Raw genomic sequence first — 20410 nt, 5'->3', positions numbered from 1 at the left:
TATCTTCTAATCTTTGTGGTCCCTTCATTCCTTCGTGTCTTCGTGGTTCAAAAAAAATCAGGACCTACCGCACACCACGCCGTCCCAGTTCAATCACTTCGCAATCTTTAATTTCTTTTCCATCTATCGTAAACCGCAGCAGCGTTCGCATTTGGTGCCAGCCCTGGTTGCCGGCTGCGCCGGGGTTCATGTGCAGACAGGCATATTTCTTATCATACATTACTTTTAAAATATGCGAATGGCCGCAGATGAATAAGCCTGTTGGCGTGGTGGCCAATTCCTTGCGTACAGCCGGCGCATATTTACCCGGGTACCCGCCAATATGCGTCATTAACACTGGCACATCCTCGCATTGCCAGCGCAGTGTTTCGGGAAATTGGTGGCGAATTTCGTTGTCGTCGATGTTGCCAAAAACACCTTTCAGCGGTTTGAATGGCGCCAACTGCTCGGCAACACCGGGCCCAAAATCGCCGGCGTGCCATATTTCGTCGCATTGCTCAAAATGTTTGAAAACTGCATCGTGTAAAAAACCATGTGTGTCGGAGATCAAGCCAATCCGGGTCATGGGTGCAAGTTCCGCGAAGTAAGCCTAGGTGCAACGGCGGGTTGAGAAAAATTTCCCCAAAAATTGGGGCTGCTGCAAAGAAGGAAATGTTGCATAAAAAATTAATGTATGGGCAACTCGCTGATTTTAAAAGCAAACTCGCTGCGCTGTGGCGGCCCGCTTTGTGGCCCGAAATATGAACAGGTACTGGAAAGCGTTGTCATATGAATGAAATGATGGATACCCAAATGAACAGTGTATTTGATGGTGGCCAAACTGCTACGTGCAGTGCCGAAATGGTGCAGCGGGAACATGTAGTGATTTGCGGTTTGTGCGGAGCGGTGGAGCGCCCCTTAGGGCCACACAAATCGGAATGTCCCAATTGCGATGATTATATCTATTAAATAAATGGTTCGTACCCGTTGATAACATTTTCTACCCTTTAACCTATCAGCTGGAGTGCCAGCCCCTATGTGCCAGAGCAGCAACCTGCTTTGGCTTTTTTTGTACCTTGCCACAGGATTTCGGATTTGCGATTTCGGATGTACGATTGGGTTTCCAACGGGCATATTATGCACCTTTTATGTTGTTCCGCAATCGTCATTTCTAAATCCCAAATCGTAAATAAAGATTGCTATGCCCCAATACCACCAACTGGGCGCCGTGCCGCACAAACGGCATACCCAGTTTCGCAAGCCCGATGGCGGCCTGTACTCCGAACAGCTATTTTCCACCGAGGGTTTTTCCAACGATTACTCGTTGCTGTACCATGTGCATCCGCCTACACAAATCATTAAAACCGGCACTCCGGTGGAGGTACAGCCGCAGATTGCCGAAGAAAAAATGTTGCGCCACCGCAGCTTTGAAGGGTTTAACATCCAACCCGCGGCCGATTATCTGGCAAGCCGGGTGCCCGTGCTGGTCAACAATGATGTGCACATTTCCTTGGCCGCACCGCAGCAAAGCCTGGCGGATTATTTTTATAAAAATGCAGATGCCGACGAGTTGTTGTTTGTGCACCAGGGCAGCGGCACCCTGCACACACAATATGGCAAACTGCCATTTGCCTTTGGCGATTACCTCTGTATTCCACGCGGCACTATTTACCAGATCCAATTTGATGGCGCCGACAACCGGTTGTTCATTGTGGAATCGTTTAGCCCCATTCGTTTTCCAAAAAGGTACTTAAGTAAATACGGGCAACTGCTGGAGCATGCGCCGTTTTGCGAACGGGACATCCGCACTCCGAAAGACTTGGGAACCCACGATACAAAAGGCGAGTTTTTGATCCAGACTAAAAAACGCGGTGTGTTGTACCCGCTGCATTACGGCACGCATCCCTTTGATGTGGTGGGGTGGGATGGATGTTGTTACCCGTATGCTTTTTCCATCCACGATTTTGAGCCCATTACCGGCCGGGTGCACCAGCCGCCACCCGTGCACCAAACTTTTGAAGCGCACAATTTTGTGGTGTGCTCTTTTGTGCCCCGCAAATACGATTATCACCCCCAGGCTATTCCGGCGCCGTACAATCACTCCAATATCGATTCGGACGAAGTGCTGTATTACGTGGATGGCGATTTCATGAGCCGTAAAAATGTAACGCGTGGCATGATCACGCTGCACCCGGCAGGCATACCGCACGGACCGCACCCCGGCGCTGTGGAAAAAAGCATTGGCAAAGAAGAAACCGGCGAACTGGCCGTGATGGTGGATACTTTTCACCCGCTGATGCTCACCAAACAGGCACTGGAAATTGAGAACGAAGGTTACACGATGAGTTGGGCGGAGTGATAGCTCAAAAGTGGAAAGTAAAAAGTAATCGGGGCGATGCGGTAATTTTTTGGTTCCTACTTTTCCATTGCCACTTAGTTCATCATGGTGCAATTTTTTTATATTCAACGATAAAAAAACCTTTGACCATGGTTAAACTCAATGAATTAAAAGCCGGAGATCTCCTGAAAGTACTGGATGAAGGCGGTGTGGAAAGAGAAGGAGTGGTAACCGATGTAAGCCGCGACGAACAACTGGTATGCATGGATAATGGCATCCAGGAATTTTGGTACGAGCCCAGCAAACTGGTGCCCATTCCACTAACCGAGGCGCAATTGTTTCGCCTCGGTTTTGTGCGGGAAGACACCGAACTGGGCGCAAAATACCTGCGCGGGCCGTTCCGGGTGCTGATCAAAGACCCGGGTAATAATACCGATTTGGAAGTGTGGTACCGTGAGGATCACCGGGTATTTCACCACCCGTTGTATGTGCACGAACTGCAAAATCATTACCTCGATATGACCAAGGTGCCGCTGGAAAAAACGGCAGTTTAGGATGTGAAAAAGTAGCCGGACCACCACGCAGGGAACAATTTTTTCGAAATAACGGAACCTGATCGATGGGACAAAAGGCGCTGTAACACTGTATTTTCCTATAAATTTGTCAAAAAACCGGGTTGTACTCCGCTTATTTGTGGAAAAAGTACAGTCCGGTTTTTATTTTTTGCCTGAATAACGCTATTTTTGCGCTCCCAAAATCTATATGTCAAAGCAACCTTTAATTAAACAGGACGGCGTCATCTTAGAAGCACTTTCGAACGCAATGTTTCGGGTGAAGCTGGAAAACGGCCATGAAATACTGGCAACCATCTCTGGTAAAATGAGGATGCACTACATCCGGATTTTGCCAGGCGACAAAGTAGGCGTGGAGATGAGCCCTTACGACCTGAGCCGGGGACGCATCATCTTTAGGTATAAGTAAGCTATTAGCTGCTAGCTGTTAGCTAACTCGAAATAAAAACAATGTTTCAATTGCTAAAGGCGGCAAGCCGATAGCTAAAAGCTTAAAAAAATGAAAGTAAGAGCATCCATCAAAAAGCGCAGCGAAGATTGCAAGATCGTACGCCGCAAAGGCAAGCTGTACGTGATTAACAAAAAGAACCCACGTTACAAGCAGCGTCAGGGATAATGAAGCTGTTAGCCACTAGCCGTTGGCTATTAGCACCAACCAAAAAAAGCTAAAGGCTAAAAGCTAGTTGCTAAAGGCCTGCATTTAAATACAAAAAAAACAAGAAATAAACTATGGCTCGTATTGCCGGCGTTGACTTACCCAAAAACAAAAGAGGCGAAATTGGTCTGACCTATATCTATGGTATCGGACCTGCCACTGCCCGTTACATTCTTGACAAGAACAGCATTGATCGCAGCAAGAAAGTAAACGAGTGGAATGACGAAGACCTGAATGCTATCCGTACTACCATCAACGACGAGTTCAAGGTAGAAGGTGCGCTCCGTTCGGAAGTGCAAATGAGCATCAAGCGCCTGCTGGATATTGCCTGCTACCGTGGCCTGCGCCACCGCAAAGGCCTGCCGGTTCGTGGTCAGCGCACAAAAACCAACAGCCGTACTCGTAAGGGCAAACGTAAAACCGTTGCCGGTAAGAAGAAGGCGCCTAAGAAATAATTGTGTCAGCAACGAGCTGCTAGCTTCAAGCTACAAGTGTTATTTGCTTGCGGCTTGAAGCTATTTACTTGTGGCTACATTAACGAAGCAGCATATCACCACATCAATGCCGGATCCGGGCTTCGGCGGGGAGGATTGGTTTGGGGCCAGCGGGCAGCCGCCTGATGGTTTTATTTTAAAATACACAGAACAGATTACCTGTAATGGCAAAAGCACAAAAAGGCCAGCAAAGCGCTAAGGCCGCCGCTAAAAAGCGTATTGTGAAGGTTGACGCCTACGGCGACGCCCACATCACCGCTTCGTTCAACAACATCATTGTAAGCCTCACCAACAAGCAAGGCCAGGTTATTTCCTGGAGCTCTGCCGGTAAAATGGGCTTCCGTGGTTCAAAGAAAAACACTCCTTATGCTGCCCAGATGGCTTCATCTGACGCCGCTAAAGTGGCCCTCGACGCTGGTGTACGCCGCGTTGACGTGTATGTAAAAGGACCCGGCTCGGGCCGTGAAGGCGCTATCCGTGCCCTGGCACAATCAGGCATTGAAGTAGCCATGATCAAAGACGTGACCCCGCTGCCCCACAACGGCTGCCGTCCGCCTAAAAAACGCCGCGTATAATTTTAGTCGGAAGTCCGAAGTCCGTTGTCGGAAGACATTTCATCGGACTGCGGACTTCCGACTTCCAACTGTTTAGATAGCTTTCAGTTATCTCATTTACTAAAGGGTGCTTCATTAATTTTTACCGCTTTCAACGATGAACGCACCGGTTTCTAAAAAGCGGAAATGAAATAAACTGATATGGCACGTTACAATGGTCCTAAGACCAAAATCTCCCGCATTTTCGGGGAGCCCATCCTGGGCAATGGCAAATGGCTGGGCAAAAACTCTAACCCTCCAGGTATGCACGGCGCACAGCGCAAGCGCAAAACCTTGGGTGAGTACGCCCTGCAGCTTCGTGAAAAGCAAAAAGCCAAGTACACTTACGGTGTGCTGGAAAAGCAGTTCCGCAAAACTTTTGAAGAAGCCTCCCGTCGTAAAGGCGTTACCGGTGAAAACCTCATCAAGCTCCTGGAAGCACGTTTGGACAATGCGGTATTCCGCATGGGTATTGCACCCAGCCGTCCTGCTGCCCGCCAGCTGGTTAGCCATAAGCACGTTACCGTAAACGGTGAAGTAGTGAACGTTCCTTCGTTCCAACTGAAGCCGGGCGACATTGTGGCGCTAAAGGACAAGTCGAAAGACAATAGCTCCATCACCAGCCAGGTGCGTGGCAAAAACCAGAAGTTTAGCTGGGTAGACTGGAATGAAACCACCCTTACCGGTACGTTCATTACCTACCCTGAGCGTGAGGCCGTTCCTGAAAACATCAAGGAACAACTGATCGTCGAATTGTACTCGAAATAATCGTGAATGGTGAATCGGCAATCGTGAATATCTTACGGTTGCCGATTTTCATTGACCATTCACCATTGACGTTTCACGTTTGACGATAATCGGTAACTAACCCCAAATTCTAAAAAAGAAAAGGAAAGTCTATTATGGCTATTTTGAATTTTCAGAAGCCCGACAAGATCGTTCTCCAAAAAGTAACCGACTTCGAGGCTCAGTTTGAGTTTCGTCCGCTGGAGCCTGGCTATGGCGTAACCGTAGGCAATGCCCTGCGCCGTGTGCTGCTCAGCTCTTTGGAAGGTTACGCCATCACTGGTGTGAAGATCGAAGGTGTGGAGCATGAGTTTGCCACCATTCATGGCGTTTCTGAAGATGTGGTAGAAATCCTGCTCAACATCAAGCAGGTGCGCCTGAAGAAAGTGGTTGACCACGATGTTCAGAATGAGCGCATCATGCTGAGCATCAAAAACAAAACCGAGTTCACCGCCGCTATGATTGGCGAGGGCACACAAAGCTTCCAGGTAATGAACCCTGAGCTGCTGATCTGCACCCTGGACAATTCGGTGAAACTGGATGTGGAACTGACCATCGGCAAAGGCCGCGGTTATGTACCCGCCGAAGAAAACAAACCAAAGGATGCACCCCTGGGTTACATCCCTGTTGATGCTATTTACACGCCCATCAAAAACGTGAAATACAGCATCGAAAATACCCGCGTAGAACAGCGCACCGACTACGAGAAACTGGTAATGGAAGTGACCACCGATGGCACCATTCACCCCGAAGAGGCCGTGAAGCAAGCCAGCCGGATCCTGATCCAGCACCTGATGATCATCACCGATGAAAACATCACCTTCGACAACAAAGAAGAGAAAAAAGAAGACATCGTAGACGAGCAAACCCTGCAACTGCGCAAGGTGCTGAAAACCCCGCTGGAAGACCTCGACCTGTCGGTTCGTGCCTTCAACTGTCTGAAAGCCGCTAAGATCAACTCGCTGAGCGAGCTGGTTCAATACGAGCAGGAAGACCTGATGAAGTTCCGCAACTTCGGCCAGAAGTCACTTTCAGAAATTGAGCAGGTATTGAACGAACGTGGCCTCCACTTCGGTATGGACCTGAGCAAGCTGGGTGTAGATAAAGATGATATTTAAATAAGTTCTTGATAAGTCAAAAGTCAAAAGGGAAAAGTAAAAAGCGGAGAAGGTTACCTTTTTTGAATTTTTAATTTTGCCTTTTGACTTATTCTAAACAAGGGCTGCATTCCTTGACACGGTGCAGTTCACAAACATAACAACGTCATGCGTCACGGAGACAAAGTAAACAACCTGGGCCGGAAGAAAGCCCACCGCGAGGCCCTGTTGAGCAACCTCGCCATTCAGTTGATCGCCCACAAACGTATTGTTACCACTTTGGCCAAGGCCAAAGCGCTGCGTACTTACGTGGAGCCCCTGATCACCAAGAGCAAGCAAAACACAACGCACCAGCGTCGTGTGGTGTTTAGCTACCTGCAAAACAAAGAAGCGATCAAGGAACTGTTTGATGTGATCAGCGAAAAAATTGCCGGTCGTCCCGGTGGTTACACCCGCATCCTCAAACTGGGAATTCGTCCTGGCGATAACGCCGAGCAGGCCCTGATTGAGCTGGTTGATTTCAACGAAATTTACGGTAAAGCTGCAGAAGCCAAAGCTGAGCCCGCTAAGCGTACCCGCCGTGCTGGTGGTAGCCGCAAAAAGGCTGATACTGCTGCTGAAGCAGCAACGCCTGAGCAGACTCAAGGCGCTGGCCCGGCTGCTGATGCTGCACCCGAAAGTGCAGAACAGCAACCTTCGTAAGCAATACGGTTTACTCTTATTGAAAAGCGGAATGCACATGCATTCCGCTTTTTTTATTGATGAGCTTATTTGATTTTTCCGTTATTTTTACGCCGAACCAAAACAAACTTCAGTACATGAAAACTGTGTTGCTCATCCTGAGCTTTTTCCTGGTCGGCACTTCATTTGCCAATGACCCCACCGATTCACTCAAGATATTTGAGGATCAACTCCGCCAGCTCGACTCCATCGAAAATGCATTGCACTATAAAACCGGCAAAATATTGCTTGCCGACACCAAGGTCACGATCAATGTGCCGGAAAACTTCAAGTTTTTAGAAGCAAAAGAAGCCCGTTATGTGCTGGAAGAACTTTGGGGTAACCTGAAGGGCCAAACTGCGCTTGGCATGCTGGTGCCGAAAAACGAAATGGCCGCAATCGCCAGTTATGCTTTTGTTGTGGAATACAGCGACATGGGCTATGTAAAAGATGATGATGCCCAGGAAATTAATTACGACGAGCTCTTGAAAGAGCTTCAGGATGAAGCTATTGAAGACAACAAAGAGCGGCAGGCTGCCGGTATTAGTTCGATGTTTTTAGTGGGATGGGCTGCCAAACCCTACTACGATCAGAGCCGCAACGTGTTGCATTGGGCCAAAGAGTTTTCAAGTCCAGGCGAGGAAAGCCATACCCTCAATTACGACGTTAGGGTGCTGGGCCGCCACGGCGTGTTGATACTGCAGGCGGTGAGTAACGTTAATCAACTGGACAGCGTAAAGCAAAGCATCAACCCGCTGCTGAGTGCGGTTGCCTTTACCGAAGGAAATCGATATGCCGATTTCAACGAAACGACCGACAACGTTGCTGCATGGACAATTGGCGGGTTAGTGGCCGGCAAGATGTTGGTGAAAGGCGGCTTCTTCGCATTTATTGCCAAGTTTTTCAAAATCATCGTCGTGGGTTTTATCGCTTTAGGCGGTGCTATTGTAAAAAGGTTTCGCAACCGGAAAACAGCTGTGGAACCGGCTCCTGTTTACCAGCAGGCCGATCCGGAGCAAACCCCGGTATAAAAAGTTTCGTGAAGTTTAAAAAGAAGCTGGCCATTATGGGCTGGCTTCTTTACTTTTGCGCAATTTGTTTTTAAAATGAGCGAACAACCCAAAGCACTTTTAGTTCTGGAAGACGGCACCGTTTACGAAGGCAAAGCCTTTGGCGCATCTGGCACCACCGGTGGCGAACTTTGCTTCAATACCGGCATGACCGGTTACCAGGAAGTATTTACCGACCCCTCGTACTACGGCCAGGTGCTGATCATGAACAATGTTCATATCGGCAACTATGGCGTAAAAGAAGAGGATGTTGAGTCGGACAGTATTAAAATTAAAGGGTTGATTGCCCGCAACCTCGAAGAGTTGTTTTCCCGCAAGCAGGCTGCAGGCTCATTGGACGAGTACCTGAAGAAACACAACCTCGTGGCCATCGAAGGTGTGGACACCCGTGCACTGGTAACAAAGGTTCGGGAACGCGGCGCCATGAATTGTTTGATCTCCACCGAGATACTTGACGCCGAAGTGCTTAAAGCTAAACTGGCGGAAGTGCCCAACATGGACGGCCTCGAATTGGCTTCGGTCGTTAGCACCAAAGTGCCTTACGAACTGGGCGATCCCACTTCGCCGATCCGCATTGCCGTGTTGGATTTTGGCACCAAGCGCAACATCCTTAATTGCATGGTTGACCGTGGCGCATATGTAAAAGTATTCCCTGCAAAAACGCCGCTGTCCGAATTAAAAGCGTTTAGCCCTGCGGGTTATTTTATATCCAATGGTCCCGGCGACCCGGCTGCAATGCCTTATGCCGTGGAAACCATTAAGGAAGTGTTGGCCGAAGACAAGCCTACCTTTGGTATTTGCCTGGGCCACCAGTTGCTGGCGCTGGCCAATGATATTCCAACCTTTAAAATGCACCACGGCCATCGCGGTATGAACCACCCGGTGAAAAACCTGCTGACCGGCAGATGCGAGATCACTACGCAGAATCACGGGTTTGGTGTAGACCCCGAAGCGGTACGCAAAGCGGAGCACATCGAGATCACGCATGTGAACCTGAACGATGAATCGATTGAAGGTATCCGGGTAAAAGGCAAGCCGCATTTTTCGGTACAATACCACCCCGAATCGACGCCTGGTCCACACGACAGCCGCTACCTGTTTGATGAGTTCGTAAACATGATTCGCCAGCAGGAAGGAGTAGTGTAAAAACCTCCGCCGCACTTCATTGCGAGGTGTAGCTGATGTTTACTGTTCTAATAATTTTTGCGCCGAAGCAAGCTCCTTTGACCGTTGGGTCTTTAAGAGAGTGCTTCGGCGCTTTTGTTTTTAACAGTTGATGATGCATCCGGCGCCTCGCAACGACGGAGGGCGGAGTTTATTTTTTTCTGATAAATTTTACCAGTGCACCCACCAGACCCGGCGCTAAAGGCAGCTCGGGTTTTGAGTAAGTAGCAATGTTAGAGCCCCGGTCTGCCGGTGCCGTTTTCAGCACGTGGTTCATGCCTTCGATAATGGCAACGGTGCAATTCTTACACGCCATCGATAAGGCAGTGCTGTTTTCTACGCCCACCTGTATGTCTGTTGTGCCCTGTACAACCAGCACCGGCATTTTTAACCGCGCCACAATTTGCTGTGGCTCTTGTTTGAACCATGAAGTCATATAGGGCTGAATGCTGGGGCGGAGCAAACCCATGAGCGCTGGGTTTATTTTGTGCACCGTATGGCCTGCTTTTAAACTGTCCATTGCCTGGTACGCTTCCGTTTTTAGTGCTTCCGGAACAGCACTCAATTGTTTCCGCAGCAACGAATCGGCGGCAAACCCAGGACCAGCAATGGAAATATATCCTGCTGCCTTTACCCGTTCGGCCAGCAGCATGCCCACAGTGGAGCCCTCGCTATGACCCGCAATAAAAACACGTTTAATACCGCTCTCTTTTTGCAGCAGTTCAAAAAAAGCCTGTGCTACCAACACGTTGTCTTCAAACCGCAGTTTTTCTTCCCGAACAGCGCCGGTGCTTTTGCCAATAAAGCGTTTATCGTAGCGCAGGGAGGCAATGCCATGCAGCGCCAGGCTGTCGGCAACTTGTTTGTAAGCATTGGTGCGCATTGTTGGCTGGTTGCCATCGCGGTCGGTAGGGCCGGAACCTGCAATGATCAAAACCGCATCGCCGGTGAAGGCCTTTTGCGGCCTTAATACACTGCCATAGATTTTCATCGAATCAGGTTGCACAAATACCTCTTTCTCGATGGTCCCGTCCACCTGGCAGGCAGCGCTCAGTGTCCACACCAAAGCGGCAAGCAGCAATATCATTGTATTCATAAATGTTCAATTTTCCGGCAGCTAACAATTTAGCCAAAATGCCGCAAGGAGTTGCTTATATCAATCAACAACACATTTGATAAAAATATCCTGGCAAAGCGGCTGCCGGGCTACATTTGACATAACCTTTTGGATGGGCTAAATTCAAACTATGTTTTCGCAGCGTTTTAAGTTGGAAGCATTTCAACCCGCCGACCAGGCTTTTGTTTTTGAAGGCCTCAGCCACCCGGATGTGATCCGCTATTATGGCGTGCAGTTTCATAGCTACGAAGCTACGCGGGTGCAGATGGAATGGTTTGAGCACATCATCAAAGAAAATAGCGGGCACTGGTGGAAAATAGTGAGCCTGCAAAATGGCGACCGGGTAGGAGCCATTGGTATGAACAACTACCAGCCCCAACACCGCTGCACGGAAATTGGTTACTGGCTGTTGCCACCCTTTTGGAAAAAGGGCATCATTAGCGAAGTGCTGCCGCTGGTGCTGCAACATCTTTTTACGGCGAGGAACATGCACCGCGTAGCCGCATCCGTTGAAGTGGGCAACGACGCCAGCAGCAAGGTTTTGGAGCGTGCCGGTTTCCGTCTTGAAGGGGTGCAGCGCGACTGCGAGTTTAAAAACGGTGGGTTTATTTCGCTGAAATGGTACAGCCTTTTGGAATCGGAGTGGCGGATGTTGATTCAATAAAAACTGTAGAAATGCTGTAATTGTTAGCGGCGCTTTTTACTGTAAAATATAAGGCCGGAAATACCGAAATTGCGCAACACAGCAATACATCAACTATGACCATTGCCATCATCAACGGACCCAATCTGAATCTGCTTGGAAAACGCGAACCGGGTGTGTATGGCAGTGAAACATTTGATGCCTACTTTCAAAAACTGGTGGCGCAATATCCGCAAGTGCGATTCCACTATTTTCAGAGCAATGTTGAAGGGGAATTGATCAACGAGTTGCAACGGGTGGGTTTTGACCATGACGGCATTATTATGAATCCCGGCGGCTACACACATACTTCAGTAGCAATTGGCGATGCCATTGCCGCAATCACCACGCCGGTGGTGGAAGTGCATATTTCGAATGTGCATGCTCGTGAGGATTTTCGCAAATTGTCGCATGTATCGGCAAAAGCTGCCGGCAGCATTATTGGTTTGGGTTTAAAAGGGTATGAACTGGCAGTGGAATGGCTGCTGCGCAAAGGCTAATGTGCTTTTAATTTCGAAAAAATAGAGATTTACCGCTAGATTTTTTTGCTGCGATAAAAACAATGACGCTTTCTCGATCGGTTATGCCGCCACTGCAGCACCGGCTTTTGCAATATCTTCTCCCAGCCGCTGCATGAATTCGATCTGCCTTTTCAGCAACACTTCATCCGTATTTAACGGCACCCCGGTTTCCTCTGTCACCGCCAGCGATTCCAGCGCTTTCGCCGAACAGGGCGTATTCATTTGTTCAAGGCTGGTGCACAGCGTATTGATCAATTTCCGCATGGCGCGGTTCAGTTCGGCCGGATACACTTTTTCGGGCTGGCTGCGCAGCGTGGATGCGAGTGTGGCGATGTTGGAAAAAAGGATATGATTGAGCACCACGAACTGCTGAATATGCGAACTGTCCCTTCTCGTCTTTTTCGGTTCGGAAAGCATGCGCTGGAAAGCTGCCGCCAGGTTGGCCGATGACACATATACTTCCTTCCGGGCCAGCTTATAATCGTGCAGCGCCACTACTTTTCCCTGGAACATTTCGGCTACACGAAACAGGTAGTTGCTGTTGGCTTTCAGCATATCCTTCAGGTGTTTCTCCATTTCATCACGTTCCCAGGTGGGAAACAGCAGGTAACCCGCCAGCAGCGCAATGATGCACCCCAGCAACGTATCTACCACCCGCTCTTCCACCACCTTGCCAAGGCTCATGCCCATGAAGTGAAAAAAGATCAGCAGGAACGGCGTCATCAGCGCAACGGCCGCCAGGTACTGGGTGCGGATCAAACTGTAAGTGCCCAACATCAGGAGTACCAGCAGGCCAAACAATACATTTTTATCGTGCACCAAAAGCAGCAGCCCGATGCCGATGGCACCACCGGCAAGCGTGCCCACAATGCGTTCAATATTGCGCTGGCGGGTAAGGCTAAACGAGGGCTTGAGCATGTAAATGGTGGTCATCAGGATCCAGTAGCTGTGGTGGCTTACCGCAATGAATTTTGACACCGCAAATCCCACCAGTGCCGCAATGGCTACCCGCAATGAAAAGCGGAACACTGATGAATTAAAATTCATGTTGCTCCACAGCACATTGGCCTCCAGGCTTTGGTGCGATACAAACCGGTCGAGGTGCACCGATTCTTTTTGTCGCCCGCTGCCGCGGCCAAAATACAACCGCAGGTCCTCCATGCGCTGCATCATGCGGCGAATGTTTACCAACAGTCTTTTCAGGATCAGGTTACTTTGGTCGCCGTTGGATTGCAAGGCATCTATTTCTTTTTTCAAGTCTTGGATGGCGGCACTAAAATCCATCCGGGCTACATAATTAGTATTCGATTGAATGGCCAGCCCAATGCTTTCCAGTTCGTTAGCCATCGACCGGGCGATGGTGGCGATATGCTGGAGCATGCCGGTTTCCGCAAAGTTCTTGCGCAGCATCCGGTAGTCGTAAAACGAAGCGGTGGTTTCTTCAAAAAGATCAACCGTGTCGGTAAAAGCCAGCAGCAGGCGGCGGCCCGGCGTGGACGAGTCTTTTACAATCTGCCTCGTTTTAAACAAGATCTGGCGCACATCATCTTGTTTCTGGCTCACCTCCATGTGTTGGGTTACCAGCCTGCGATAGCTGCCCTCCAGGTCAATGTTGCAGTCGTAAAAATCGGCTTTGATGCGCAGGTATCGGGCCACTTCCTGCACACATTCACCCAACGTACGCTGCGCCATGCGAAAGGGCCTGATGTGGTAAGAGAGCAGGCTGATGACCGTGTACCAGCCACCGCCCAACAAAATAAAAAGCGCTGTGACAAAAGTGTTGTGCGGCGCCGGTGTTTGATCATGCTCCATCGTAAGCACCATCACCAGCAATGCGGCACTGCCTACGGCACCACCACGGTTGCCATATACCAGCAGCATGGAAAAGAAAAAGCTCAGTACAAAAATTAGCACCCCCATGCCGACGAGGTAGGGGCGCATGGAAATGGTGGCCAGCGCGGTTAAAAAAGTAAAAAAAAGGCTGAACAGCATCGTGTTGGTGCGGTTGCGGATGGCCCCCGGTGTATCGGTGATGCTAACGGCCAGCGCACCCAGCGAAAACAAAATGCCGGTTTCGGTAGCGCCCAAAAAAGCGCCCAGCAAAGTAGGCACCAACACGGCAACGGTGGTCCGAAAGCCGTCGGCAAAGTTTTGCCCCCAAAAAAAACGCCGAATGACTCTGTCCGCTTCTTTCATGAATCCTTCCGCTATGCTGTTCAAAAAATAGTGCCGCTGCAAAGTTGGTCTTTTTGCCGCACATGAAACAGTTACAGGAATGCGACATTTTATTTATAAAGCAACAATGGAAAACAGAAATGGAAGAGAATTGGCTATCTATTAAAATGCGGTGCATTGTATCCGATAAATGCAATGTTAGAATTCATAAATAGTGAAGGCTGAACGTAATATTGGTGGGATGCAAGGCATAAAAAAAGGTATCAATGAATACCGCTAAGTGGAAGTGCTTTCATAAAAACAATAGCCCTATCCATGATAGGGCTATTGTGAGTACAAAATGGTTGAAATCTAGGAATTGCCGCTTTGCGCAACATTTGCAGTTGTCTATTTCGCACCAGCAGCAGCCGGCAGTTTTGCTACATACAAACTGCGTCCATGCGTGCCCAGCACAATTTCGCGTTCCCGTTCCTGGATGGCAATGTCGTGCACCGGGATGGACCGGGGCAAACCGGCGTTCCACATCATAAAGGTTTTACCGCGGTCGGTGGAGACATACAATCCGCCATCGGTACCTACATAAAGGACGTTTTCGTTCCAGGGGTCTTCACGCACCACGTTGATTGACTCAGTGGGCAGGTCGGTGCCCAGTTGCTGCCAGGTGGCACCGTGGTCTTCGCTTACAAAAAGGTAAGGTTTAAAGTCATCGTTGCGGTAGCCGTTAAGCGATGCATACACCCGTGGCTCGCTGAAACGGGATGCTACCACGCGGCTCACCCAAAGGCCTTGGGGCAGTTGTGCTGATGCGGCTTTTTTACCAGCCATGGCATTGCCCACCTGCGTCCAGCTAAAGCCTGCATCTTTCGATACCTGGATGCGGCCATCGTCGGAGCCAGTGTACAGCAGTCCAAAACGCAGCGGCGATTCGGCAATGGTGGTAAGCGTACCAAAGGGCACATCGCCTTCGCGTTTACCGCCGGTGAGGTCGGCACTCAATGGCGATAGACTATCGCCGCGGTTAAAGGAGCGGTATAGGCGGTTGGCGCCAATATAAAATACCTGCGGGTTGTGCTTGCTCAGCAGGATCGGCGTTTGCCAGTTAAAACGCAGCGGCGCTTCGCCCAACTGGTGCACCGGCCGCACCGATTTGCGGCTGCGCGATTCCATTTTGTTGATGCGTGCATAAGCACCAAACTGCGAGCCGGTGTACACGGTCTGGTTATCGGTAGTATCTACCTGCACTTGCATGCCGTCGCCGCCTGCAATGCTTTTGTACGGGTAGTTGCCGCTTTGGTGCCAGGCCGTGCCAAACCGGTAAGTAGATGGTCCCCACCAAACGCCATTGTCCTGCAAACCGCCATACACATTATAAGGGCGGGCATTGTCAACGGTTACGGTGTAAAACTGTCCCAGCGGCGGCGTGTTGGCTTTAAACCAGTTCTTGCCGTCATCGTAGCTGATGTTGAGGCCGCCATCATTGCCGCTAAAAATATGGCTGTCGCGGGCCGGGTTGATCCACACTGCGTGGTGGTCGGCATGCACATTGTCGTCGGCCATTTCGGTAAATGTTTTACCGCCGTCGGTTGAGTATTCGATGCTGATGCCGGTTATGACCACTTTCTGGTCGTTGGCCGGCGACACATAAATTTTACCGAAATAATACCCAAACGTGCTGTACAGGTTCAGTGCTTTGGTGTTGGTTTTGCGCCAGCTTTTACCGCCGTCTTCGCTGCGGTACACTTCGGCGCCAATGGGCGTTCCCTGGAATCCGTCGTTCACGTTGAGGTGATCGTACAACACGGTGGGTTTCCAACGGCCGGTGGCCACACCAGCTTTAATGGTAGCGCCGTTGTAGCGGTTGAGCAGTCCCACTTGTTTTAAAAACGTATCAATCTTCGCAGTATTCAAGGCTGCAAACTGCGCTGCGGTCAGGTTTTTAAAATCGTTGAGCACATATTTGGCGGTGTCCTTTTTCGCCGTGTCGGGGCGTGCCTGCTGGTTGTCTACAATGGCATACACAATCTGCCCATTTTTTGGGTAAACGGCCAGGCCAATACGGCCCACATGTGCGCCTGCCGGAAAACCCGAGCCGGGCTTTGTGAGCAGCGTCCAGGTAGCGCCGCCATCCACAGTTTTATAAATGCCGCTGGTAGCGCCGCCTTCTTCAAAGTTCCAGGCGCTGCGGGTACGGTACCAGGCTGCGGCATACAGCTCGGACGGGTTTTGCGGATTTATTTCCAGTTCTACCACGCCTGTATTTTCATCGATGGCCAGCGTATGCTTCCAGGTTTTACCACCGTCCGTGGTATGGTAAATGCCCCGCTCTTTATTGGGTGAATACAGGTGTCCCATCACCGCCACCCAGGCAATGTCGGGATTGGTAGGGTGCAACTGGATTTTACCAATATGGTGCGATTCGGGCAGGCCAAGGTATTGCCAGGTTTTGCCCTTATCGTTGCTTTTATAAACACCCAGCCCCGCATACGTGGAGCGGCTGCTGTTCACCTCCCCGGTGCCCACCCAAATGGCGCCGGTTTTCCAGTCCACGGCAATATCGCCAATGGTCATCACGTCCAAGCTGTCGAACAGGGGCGTAAAACTTTGCCCGTTGTTGTTGCTGTACCAAAGCCCGCCGGTGGCATAGGCTACATAAAATTCCGTAGGGTCGGCGGCGTTTACTTCCAGGTCAACCACCCGGCCGCTCATAACCGTGGGCCCAATGTTTCGGAAAGCCGTGCTGTTGTAGGTGGAACGCTGCGCCAGAATTTTTCTTTGTTCCAGCCCCTTCATCCGTTCGGCGGCAGGTGTGGGCTTTACCTGCGCCCCAGCTTTTGGCAAAAGGGTAACAAACAACAAAACGGCCAGGAGGGAGGCTTTGTGTAATTTTGAAAACATAAAAAGTTGAAATTTTCGTTTCTAAGGTAAGCTTAGCCATAGAACAACCAAGAGGTAAAGAATTTGTTGACCCTCAATGCGGTGCCCGGCGGTACCGTTATTAAAAAATAAAATCATGCGCATCCTTCCCTTTTTTTTACTGCTCCTTTCCTTTGAAAGCTTTGCCCAGTGCAAATCGTTCATCATTGGTGTAAAAGGCGATACCCTCAATTGCGTGGATGTGGCCGGCAAGCGGCAGGGGCGCTGGGTAGAGCGCATCGAAAATGCCAAAGGCGAACGGGGTTACGAGGAGCAGGGGTTTTACCACAATGGTATGAAAGAAGGGCAGTGGCAGCGCTTTTCACTGGAAGGCGATTTGCTGGCCATTGAAAATTATAAATGGGGTTACAAAAACGGCAAAAGCGTGTACATGACCCCGATGGGCGACCCCGTGCGGGAAGAAAGCTGGAAGGCCGTAAACCCGGAGAATCCATACGATACGGTTGATGTGATCGACCCCGACAACCCGGGCCGCATCATTGAAAAGCGGGTGATCAAACTGGAAGGCACTGCGCTGCGCCACGGCACCTGGCGCTACTACGATACTTTCAGCGGCAAGCTGGAAAAAAAGGAAGAATACATTTTTGATAAAATAAAGACTGAGGGGGAAGCAGGTATTGATGGCCTTGCCGCCGAGGACGACCTGGCGCCGATTGACGTAACCGGCGCCGGCAAAAAGCCCGCTTACAAACCAAAAACCGAAGAAGAGAAAAAGAAAATGCCCAAACCCCAGGCAGTGATAGATTTCGAAAAAAAGAACGCCGGTAAAAAGAAAGTGCGGGTGCGGGATGGCAGTACTTTTTAATTGATGCTTCTTTTCGGAGAACTTTTCGTTTCCAATAGATATTTGTTTGCAGCCACTTCACCCGAAGTGGCTGTTTTGTTTGGTGTTTTTTTGTTGGAGCCAGCTTTTGAATTGCTATTGGGCTGCTGTTGCGTCGCACACTGCGGCGTCCTGTAACGCTATTGTGCTTTCCGTTGCACCGTTAGTAAACCGTTGTCCTTCATTAGCTGTCATGCCGAACTTGTTTCGGCATCTCCTTGTGTTTTGGTAAACTCCGATAATAGAAGGGGATGCCGAAACAAGTTCGGCATGACAGAGTCTAAGTGCAGTATCCGACCTACACCATCGCTGACACAAGGATCTTTTCTTCTAATCATTTCTGCTCATTCGTCACGCTTTTTGCCCTTGTCATCCTGAGCGCAGTGAAGGATCCGAACCTACACCAATGCCAGCTTTGAATGATAAAATACGCTACCATTTCTTTGATAATGCTTGCAGATTCGGCACACAGATGCTTCGCCGCACTCAGCATGACAAAGCCGGAAATCCAAATGCAATACAAAAGGCTCCATCGGCAGGACGTTAAATGCACTTGTCACACAGGCCTTTCACCACGCCGTTCTTAATCACTTTCTCAGATGATTTTTTAACGAAACTCCCTGCTGCTGCGGTTTTCTTCTCCACAGGATTGCTTATATTTGCCGCCCCGGAATAAACCCTCCGGAATTTTTATGGAAGAAAATATTGTTAACCCAAACGCTGAAGGCCAGGAGCAGGCTCCGGTAGCGCAGGAAACTGCCGCTGCTGAAACTGCTACAGCGACAACAAATGCACCTGCCGCAGAAGCAGCTCCCGCACAGGAAGCAGCACCAGCTCCCGTAGCTGAAGCGCCAGCTCCCCGCGTAGAAACTGCTCATGACGACTTTGACTGGAGCATCGACAAACGCAACGTTGCCAGCTACAGCAAAGACGAAAAAGAAAAGTACGACAAGGTGTACGAAAACACCTTCGTACAACTGAACGACGGTGAGCTGATCACCGGTACCGTTGTTGGTATCACTAAAACCGACGTGGTACTGAACATCGGCTTCAAGTCCGACGGTCTGATCTCCCTGAACGAATTCCGCGACCTGCAGAACCTGTCTGTTGGCGACGAGGTTGAAGTAATGGTGATCGAAAAAGAAGACCGCCAGGGTAACCTGAACCTGAGCCGCAAACAGGCCCGCATTACCCGTGCTTGGGAACGCATCGTTGAGATCCACAAATCTGGTGAGATCGTTACCGGTACCGTTACCAGCAAAACTAAGGGTGGCCTGATCGTAGACGTATTTGGTATGGAAACCTTCCTGCCGGGCTCACAAATCGACGTGAAGCCTGTAACCGACTACGACCAGTTTGTAGGTAAAACAATGGAATTCAAGGTGGTGAAGATCAACGAAGCCATCAAGAATGCCGTAGTATCGCACAAAGCACTGATCGAAAGCGATATCGAGGCACAACGTGCACAGATCATCGGACAACTTGAAAAAGGCCAGGTACTGGAAGGTACTGTAAAGAACATCACCGACTTCGGTGCGTTCATGGACCTGGGTGGTCTCGACGGTTTGCTGTACATCACCGATATTTCATGGGGCCGCATCAACCACCCTTCAGAGGTGTTGAAGCTGGACCAGAAAGTAAACGTGGTGGTTCTGGATTTCGACGACGAAAAACGCCGCATTTCGCTTGGTTTGAAGCAACTGACCCCACACCCATGGGATGTGCTGCCTGAGACCATTTCGGAAGGCTCCGTTGTTAAAGGCCGTGTAGTGAACATTGAAGACTACGGTGCGTTCCTGGAAATCATGCCAGGCGTAGAAGGTCTGGTACACGTGTCTGAAATTACCTGGGCCAACACCCCAATCAATGCTAAAGAGTTCTTCAAGCTGAACGATGAGCACGAAGCTAAAGTGGTTACCTTGGATAAGGACAGCCGCAAAATGAGCCTCTCGATAAAGCAACTGTCTGAAGATCCCTGGAGCACCATCGAAACCAAATTCCCCGAAGGCAGCCGTCACAACGGCGTGGTGAAAAACATCACTCCTTATGGCGTGTTTGTTGAGCTGGAACCCGGTATCGGCGGTATGATCCACATCTCCGACCTGAGCTGGCTGAAGCGTTTCAATCACCCAAGCGAGTACACCAAGGTGGCACAAAACATCGAGGTGGTGATCCTGGGTATTGACAAAGACAACCGCAAACTGCAACTGGGACACAAACAACTGGAAGAAGATCCCTGGAACAGCCTGCAGGATACCTTTGCCGTTGGTACCATCCACGAAGCCACTGTTTCCCGCAAGGACGACAAAGGCGCAATCGTACAACTGCCTTACGGTCTGGAAGGTTTTGCTCCCAACCGTCACCTTGCCAAAGAAGATGGCAAAGCAGTTGGTGCCGATGAAACTGCAGAATTCATGGTAATTGAGTTTGACCGCAACGAAAAACGTATTGTGGTTTCCCATGCTCGCATTTGGGAACAAGCTCAGGCCGGCGAACGCGATGCTGCCCGTAAGGAAGCACGTGCACAAGCCGACCAAACCAAGAAAGCCGTTAAAAACCTGCAGGGCAAGGTTGAAAAACCGACCCTTGGCGACCTCGGTGCGCTGGCGCAAATCAAAGAGCGCCTGCAGCAGCAGGAGCAAAAGGGTGGCGAACAGAAATAATTTCTGCCGCTTTATTGCAGCAAACAA

20 protein-coding genes are annotated in these 20410 nt (G+C 50.0%); 16 read left to right on the top strand and 4 right to left on the bottom strand.

Annotated elements, in window-relative coordinates; translation table 11 throughout:
* Positions 1-64: 64 nt before the first annotated feature.
* The gene (locus DRJ53_RS17175) at positions 65-565 is read right to left on the bottom strand and encodes a metallophosphoesterase family protein (protein ID WP_114236895.1); all 501 of its coding nucleotides are present in this window, start codon (positions 563-565) and stop codon (positions 65-67) included.
* Positions 566-768: 203 nt separating this feature from the next.
* Between DRJ53_RS17175 and DRJ53_RS17170 the strand changes: the two genes are divergently transcribed.
* From DRJ53_RS17170 to carA, 12 genes are all read left to right on the top strand, one after another.
* Entirely contained in the window at positions 769-948 is a 180-nt protein-coding gene (locus DRJ53_RS17170; RefSeq protein WP_114236894.1) for a hypothetical protein, read from the top strand.
* A 232-nt stretch (positions 949-1180) separates the two neighbouring features.
* Positions 1181-2338 (top strand): homogentisate 1,2-dioxygenase, encoded by a 1158-nt coding sequence (locus tag DRJ53_RS17165; RefSeq protein ID WP_114236893.1) that lies wholly within the window; start codon positions 1181-1183, stop codon positions 2336-2338.
* Positions 2339-2466: 128 nt separating this feature from the next.
* Positions 2467-2871 (top strand): hypothetical protein, encoded by a 405-nt coding sequence (locus DRJ53_RS17160; RefSeq protein WP_114236892.1) that lies wholly within the window; start codon positions 2467-2469, stop codon positions 2869-2871.
* Between the two features lie 208 nt (positions 2872-3079).
* A complete protein-coding gene (gene infA / locus DRJ53_RS17155; protein ID WP_026752042.1) occupies positions 3080-3298 on the top strand; it encodes a translation initiation factor IF-1 in 219 nt (72 codons plus the stop codon).
* Between the two features lie 90 nt (positions 3299-3388).
* Positions 3389-3505, top strand: a complete 117-nt coding sequence (gene ykgO / locus DRJ53_RS17150) for a type B 50S ribosomal protein L36 (RefSeq protein ID WP_114236891.1) — start codon at positions 3389-3391, stop codon at positions 3503-3505.
* Positions 3506-3618: 113 nt separating this feature from the next.
* Entirely contained in the window at positions 3619-3999 is a 381-nt protein-coding gene (rpsM, locus tag DRJ53_RS17145) for a 30S ribosomal protein S13 (protein ID WP_114236890.1), read from the top strand.
* A gap of 203 nt (positions 4000-4202) precedes the next feature.
* Positions 4203-4613: a 30S ribosomal protein S11 gene (gene rpsK / locus DRJ53_RS17140; protein ID WP_114236889.1), complete on the top strand. Its 411-nt coding sequence runs from the start codon at positions 4203-4205 to the stop codon at positions 4611-4613.
* 180 nt (positions 4614-4793) lie between these two features.
* The gene (gene rpsD / locus DRJ53_RS17135) at positions 4794-5399 is read left to right on the top strand and encodes a 30S ribosomal protein S4 (RefSeq protein ID WP_114236888.1); all 606 of its coding nucleotides are present in this window, start codon (positions 4794-4796) and stop codon (positions 5397-5399) included.
* Positions 5400-5533: 134 nt separating this feature from the next.
* On the top strand, positions 5534-6535 hold the full coding sequence (locus tag DRJ53_RS17130; RefSeq protein ID WP_114236887.1) for a DNA-directed RNA polymerase subunit alpha: 1002 nt from the start codon (positions 5534-5536) through the stop codon (positions 6533-6535).
* 147 nt (positions 6536-6682) lie between these two features.
* Entirely contained in the window at positions 6683-7216 is a 534-nt protein-coding gene (gene rplQ / locus DRJ53_RS17125; RefSeq protein ID WP_114236886.1) for a 50S ribosomal protein L17, read from the top strand.
* A 116-nt stretch (positions 7217-7332) separates the two neighbouring features.
* Positions 7333-8265, top strand: coding sequence for a DUF2167 domain-containing protein (locus DRJ53_RS17120; RefSeq protein WP_162303910.1), 933 nt, complete (start codon positions 7333-7335; stop codon positions 8263-8265).
* A 75-nt stretch (positions 8266-8340) separates the two neighbouring features.
* Entirely contained in the window at positions 8341-9450 is a 1110-nt protein-coding gene (carA, locus tag DRJ53_RS17115; protein ID WP_114236884.1) for a glutamine-hydrolyzing carbamoyl-phosphate synthase small subunit, read from the top strand.
* Between the two features lie 169 nt (positions 9451-9619).
* Here the strand turns inward: carA and DRJ53_RS17110 are convergent, their stop codons facing one another.
* Positions 9620-10564, bottom strand: a complete 945-nt coding sequence (locus DRJ53_RS17110; protein ID WP_114236883.1) for an alpha/beta hydrolase — start codon at positions 10562-10564, stop codon at positions 9620-9622.
* A 151-nt stretch (positions 10565-10715) separates the two neighbouring features.
* Between DRJ53_RS17110 and DRJ53_RS17105 the strand changes: the two genes are divergently transcribed.
* Positions 10716-11249 (top strand): GNAT family N-acetyltransferase, encoded by a 534-nt coding sequence (locus DRJ53_RS17105; RefSeq protein ID WP_114236882.1) that lies wholly within the window; start codon positions 10716-10718, stop codon positions 11247-11249.
* A gap of 95 nt (positions 11250-11344) precedes the next feature.
* A complete protein-coding gene (gene aroQ / locus DRJ53_RS17100) occupies positions 11345-11767 on the top strand; it encodes a type II 3-dehydroquinate dehydratase (protein ID WP_114236929.1) in 423 nt (140 codons plus the stop codon).
* Between the two features lie 81 nt (positions 11768-11848).
* On the opposite strand, the gene DRJ53_RS17095 is transcribed toward aroQ, so the two are convergent.
* Entirely contained in the window at positions 11849-14026 is a 2178-nt protein-coding gene (locus tag DRJ53_RS17095) for an FUSC family membrane protein (RefSeq protein ID WP_162303909.1), read from the bottom strand.
* A gap of 324 nt (positions 14027-14350) precedes the next feature.
* Positions 14351-16858 carry a WD40/YVTN/BNR-like repeat-containing protein gene (locus DRJ53_RS17090; RefSeq protein WP_114236880.1) on the bottom strand — a complete coding sequence of 836 codons (2508 nt, stop codon included), beginning with the start codon at positions 16856-16858 and terminating at the stop codon, positions 14351-14353.
* A 115-nt stretch (positions 16859-16973) separates the two neighbouring features.
* Between DRJ53_RS17090 and DRJ53_RS17085 the strand changes: the two genes are divergently transcribed.
* Together DRJ53_RS17085 and rpsA are read left to right on the top strand one after the other, a co-directional pair.
* Positions 16974-17702, top strand: a complete 729-nt coding sequence (locus DRJ53_RS17085; protein ID WP_123893667.1) for a toxin-antitoxin system YwqK family antitoxin — start codon at positions 16974-16976, stop codon at positions 17700-17702.
* A 710-nt stretch (positions 17703-18412) separates the two neighbouring features.
* A complete protein-coding gene (gene rpsA, locus DRJ53_RS17080; RefSeq protein WP_114236878.1) occupies positions 18413-20383 on the top strand; it encodes a 30S ribosomal protein S1 in 1971 nt (656 codons plus the stop codon).
* The last annotated feature ends 27 nt before the right edge of the window (positions 20384-20410 follow it).

Source organism: Paracnuella aquatica, from assembly GCF_003332885.2.
In the GTDB taxonomy this organism is placed as follows: domain Bacteria; phylum Bacteroidota; class Bacteroidia; order Chitinophagales; family Chitinophagaceae; genus Flavisolibacter; species Flavisolibacter aquaticus.
The sequence above is the reverse complement of the archived record's forward strand: the minus strand, read 5'-3'. Positions and strand labels throughout refer to the sequence as shown.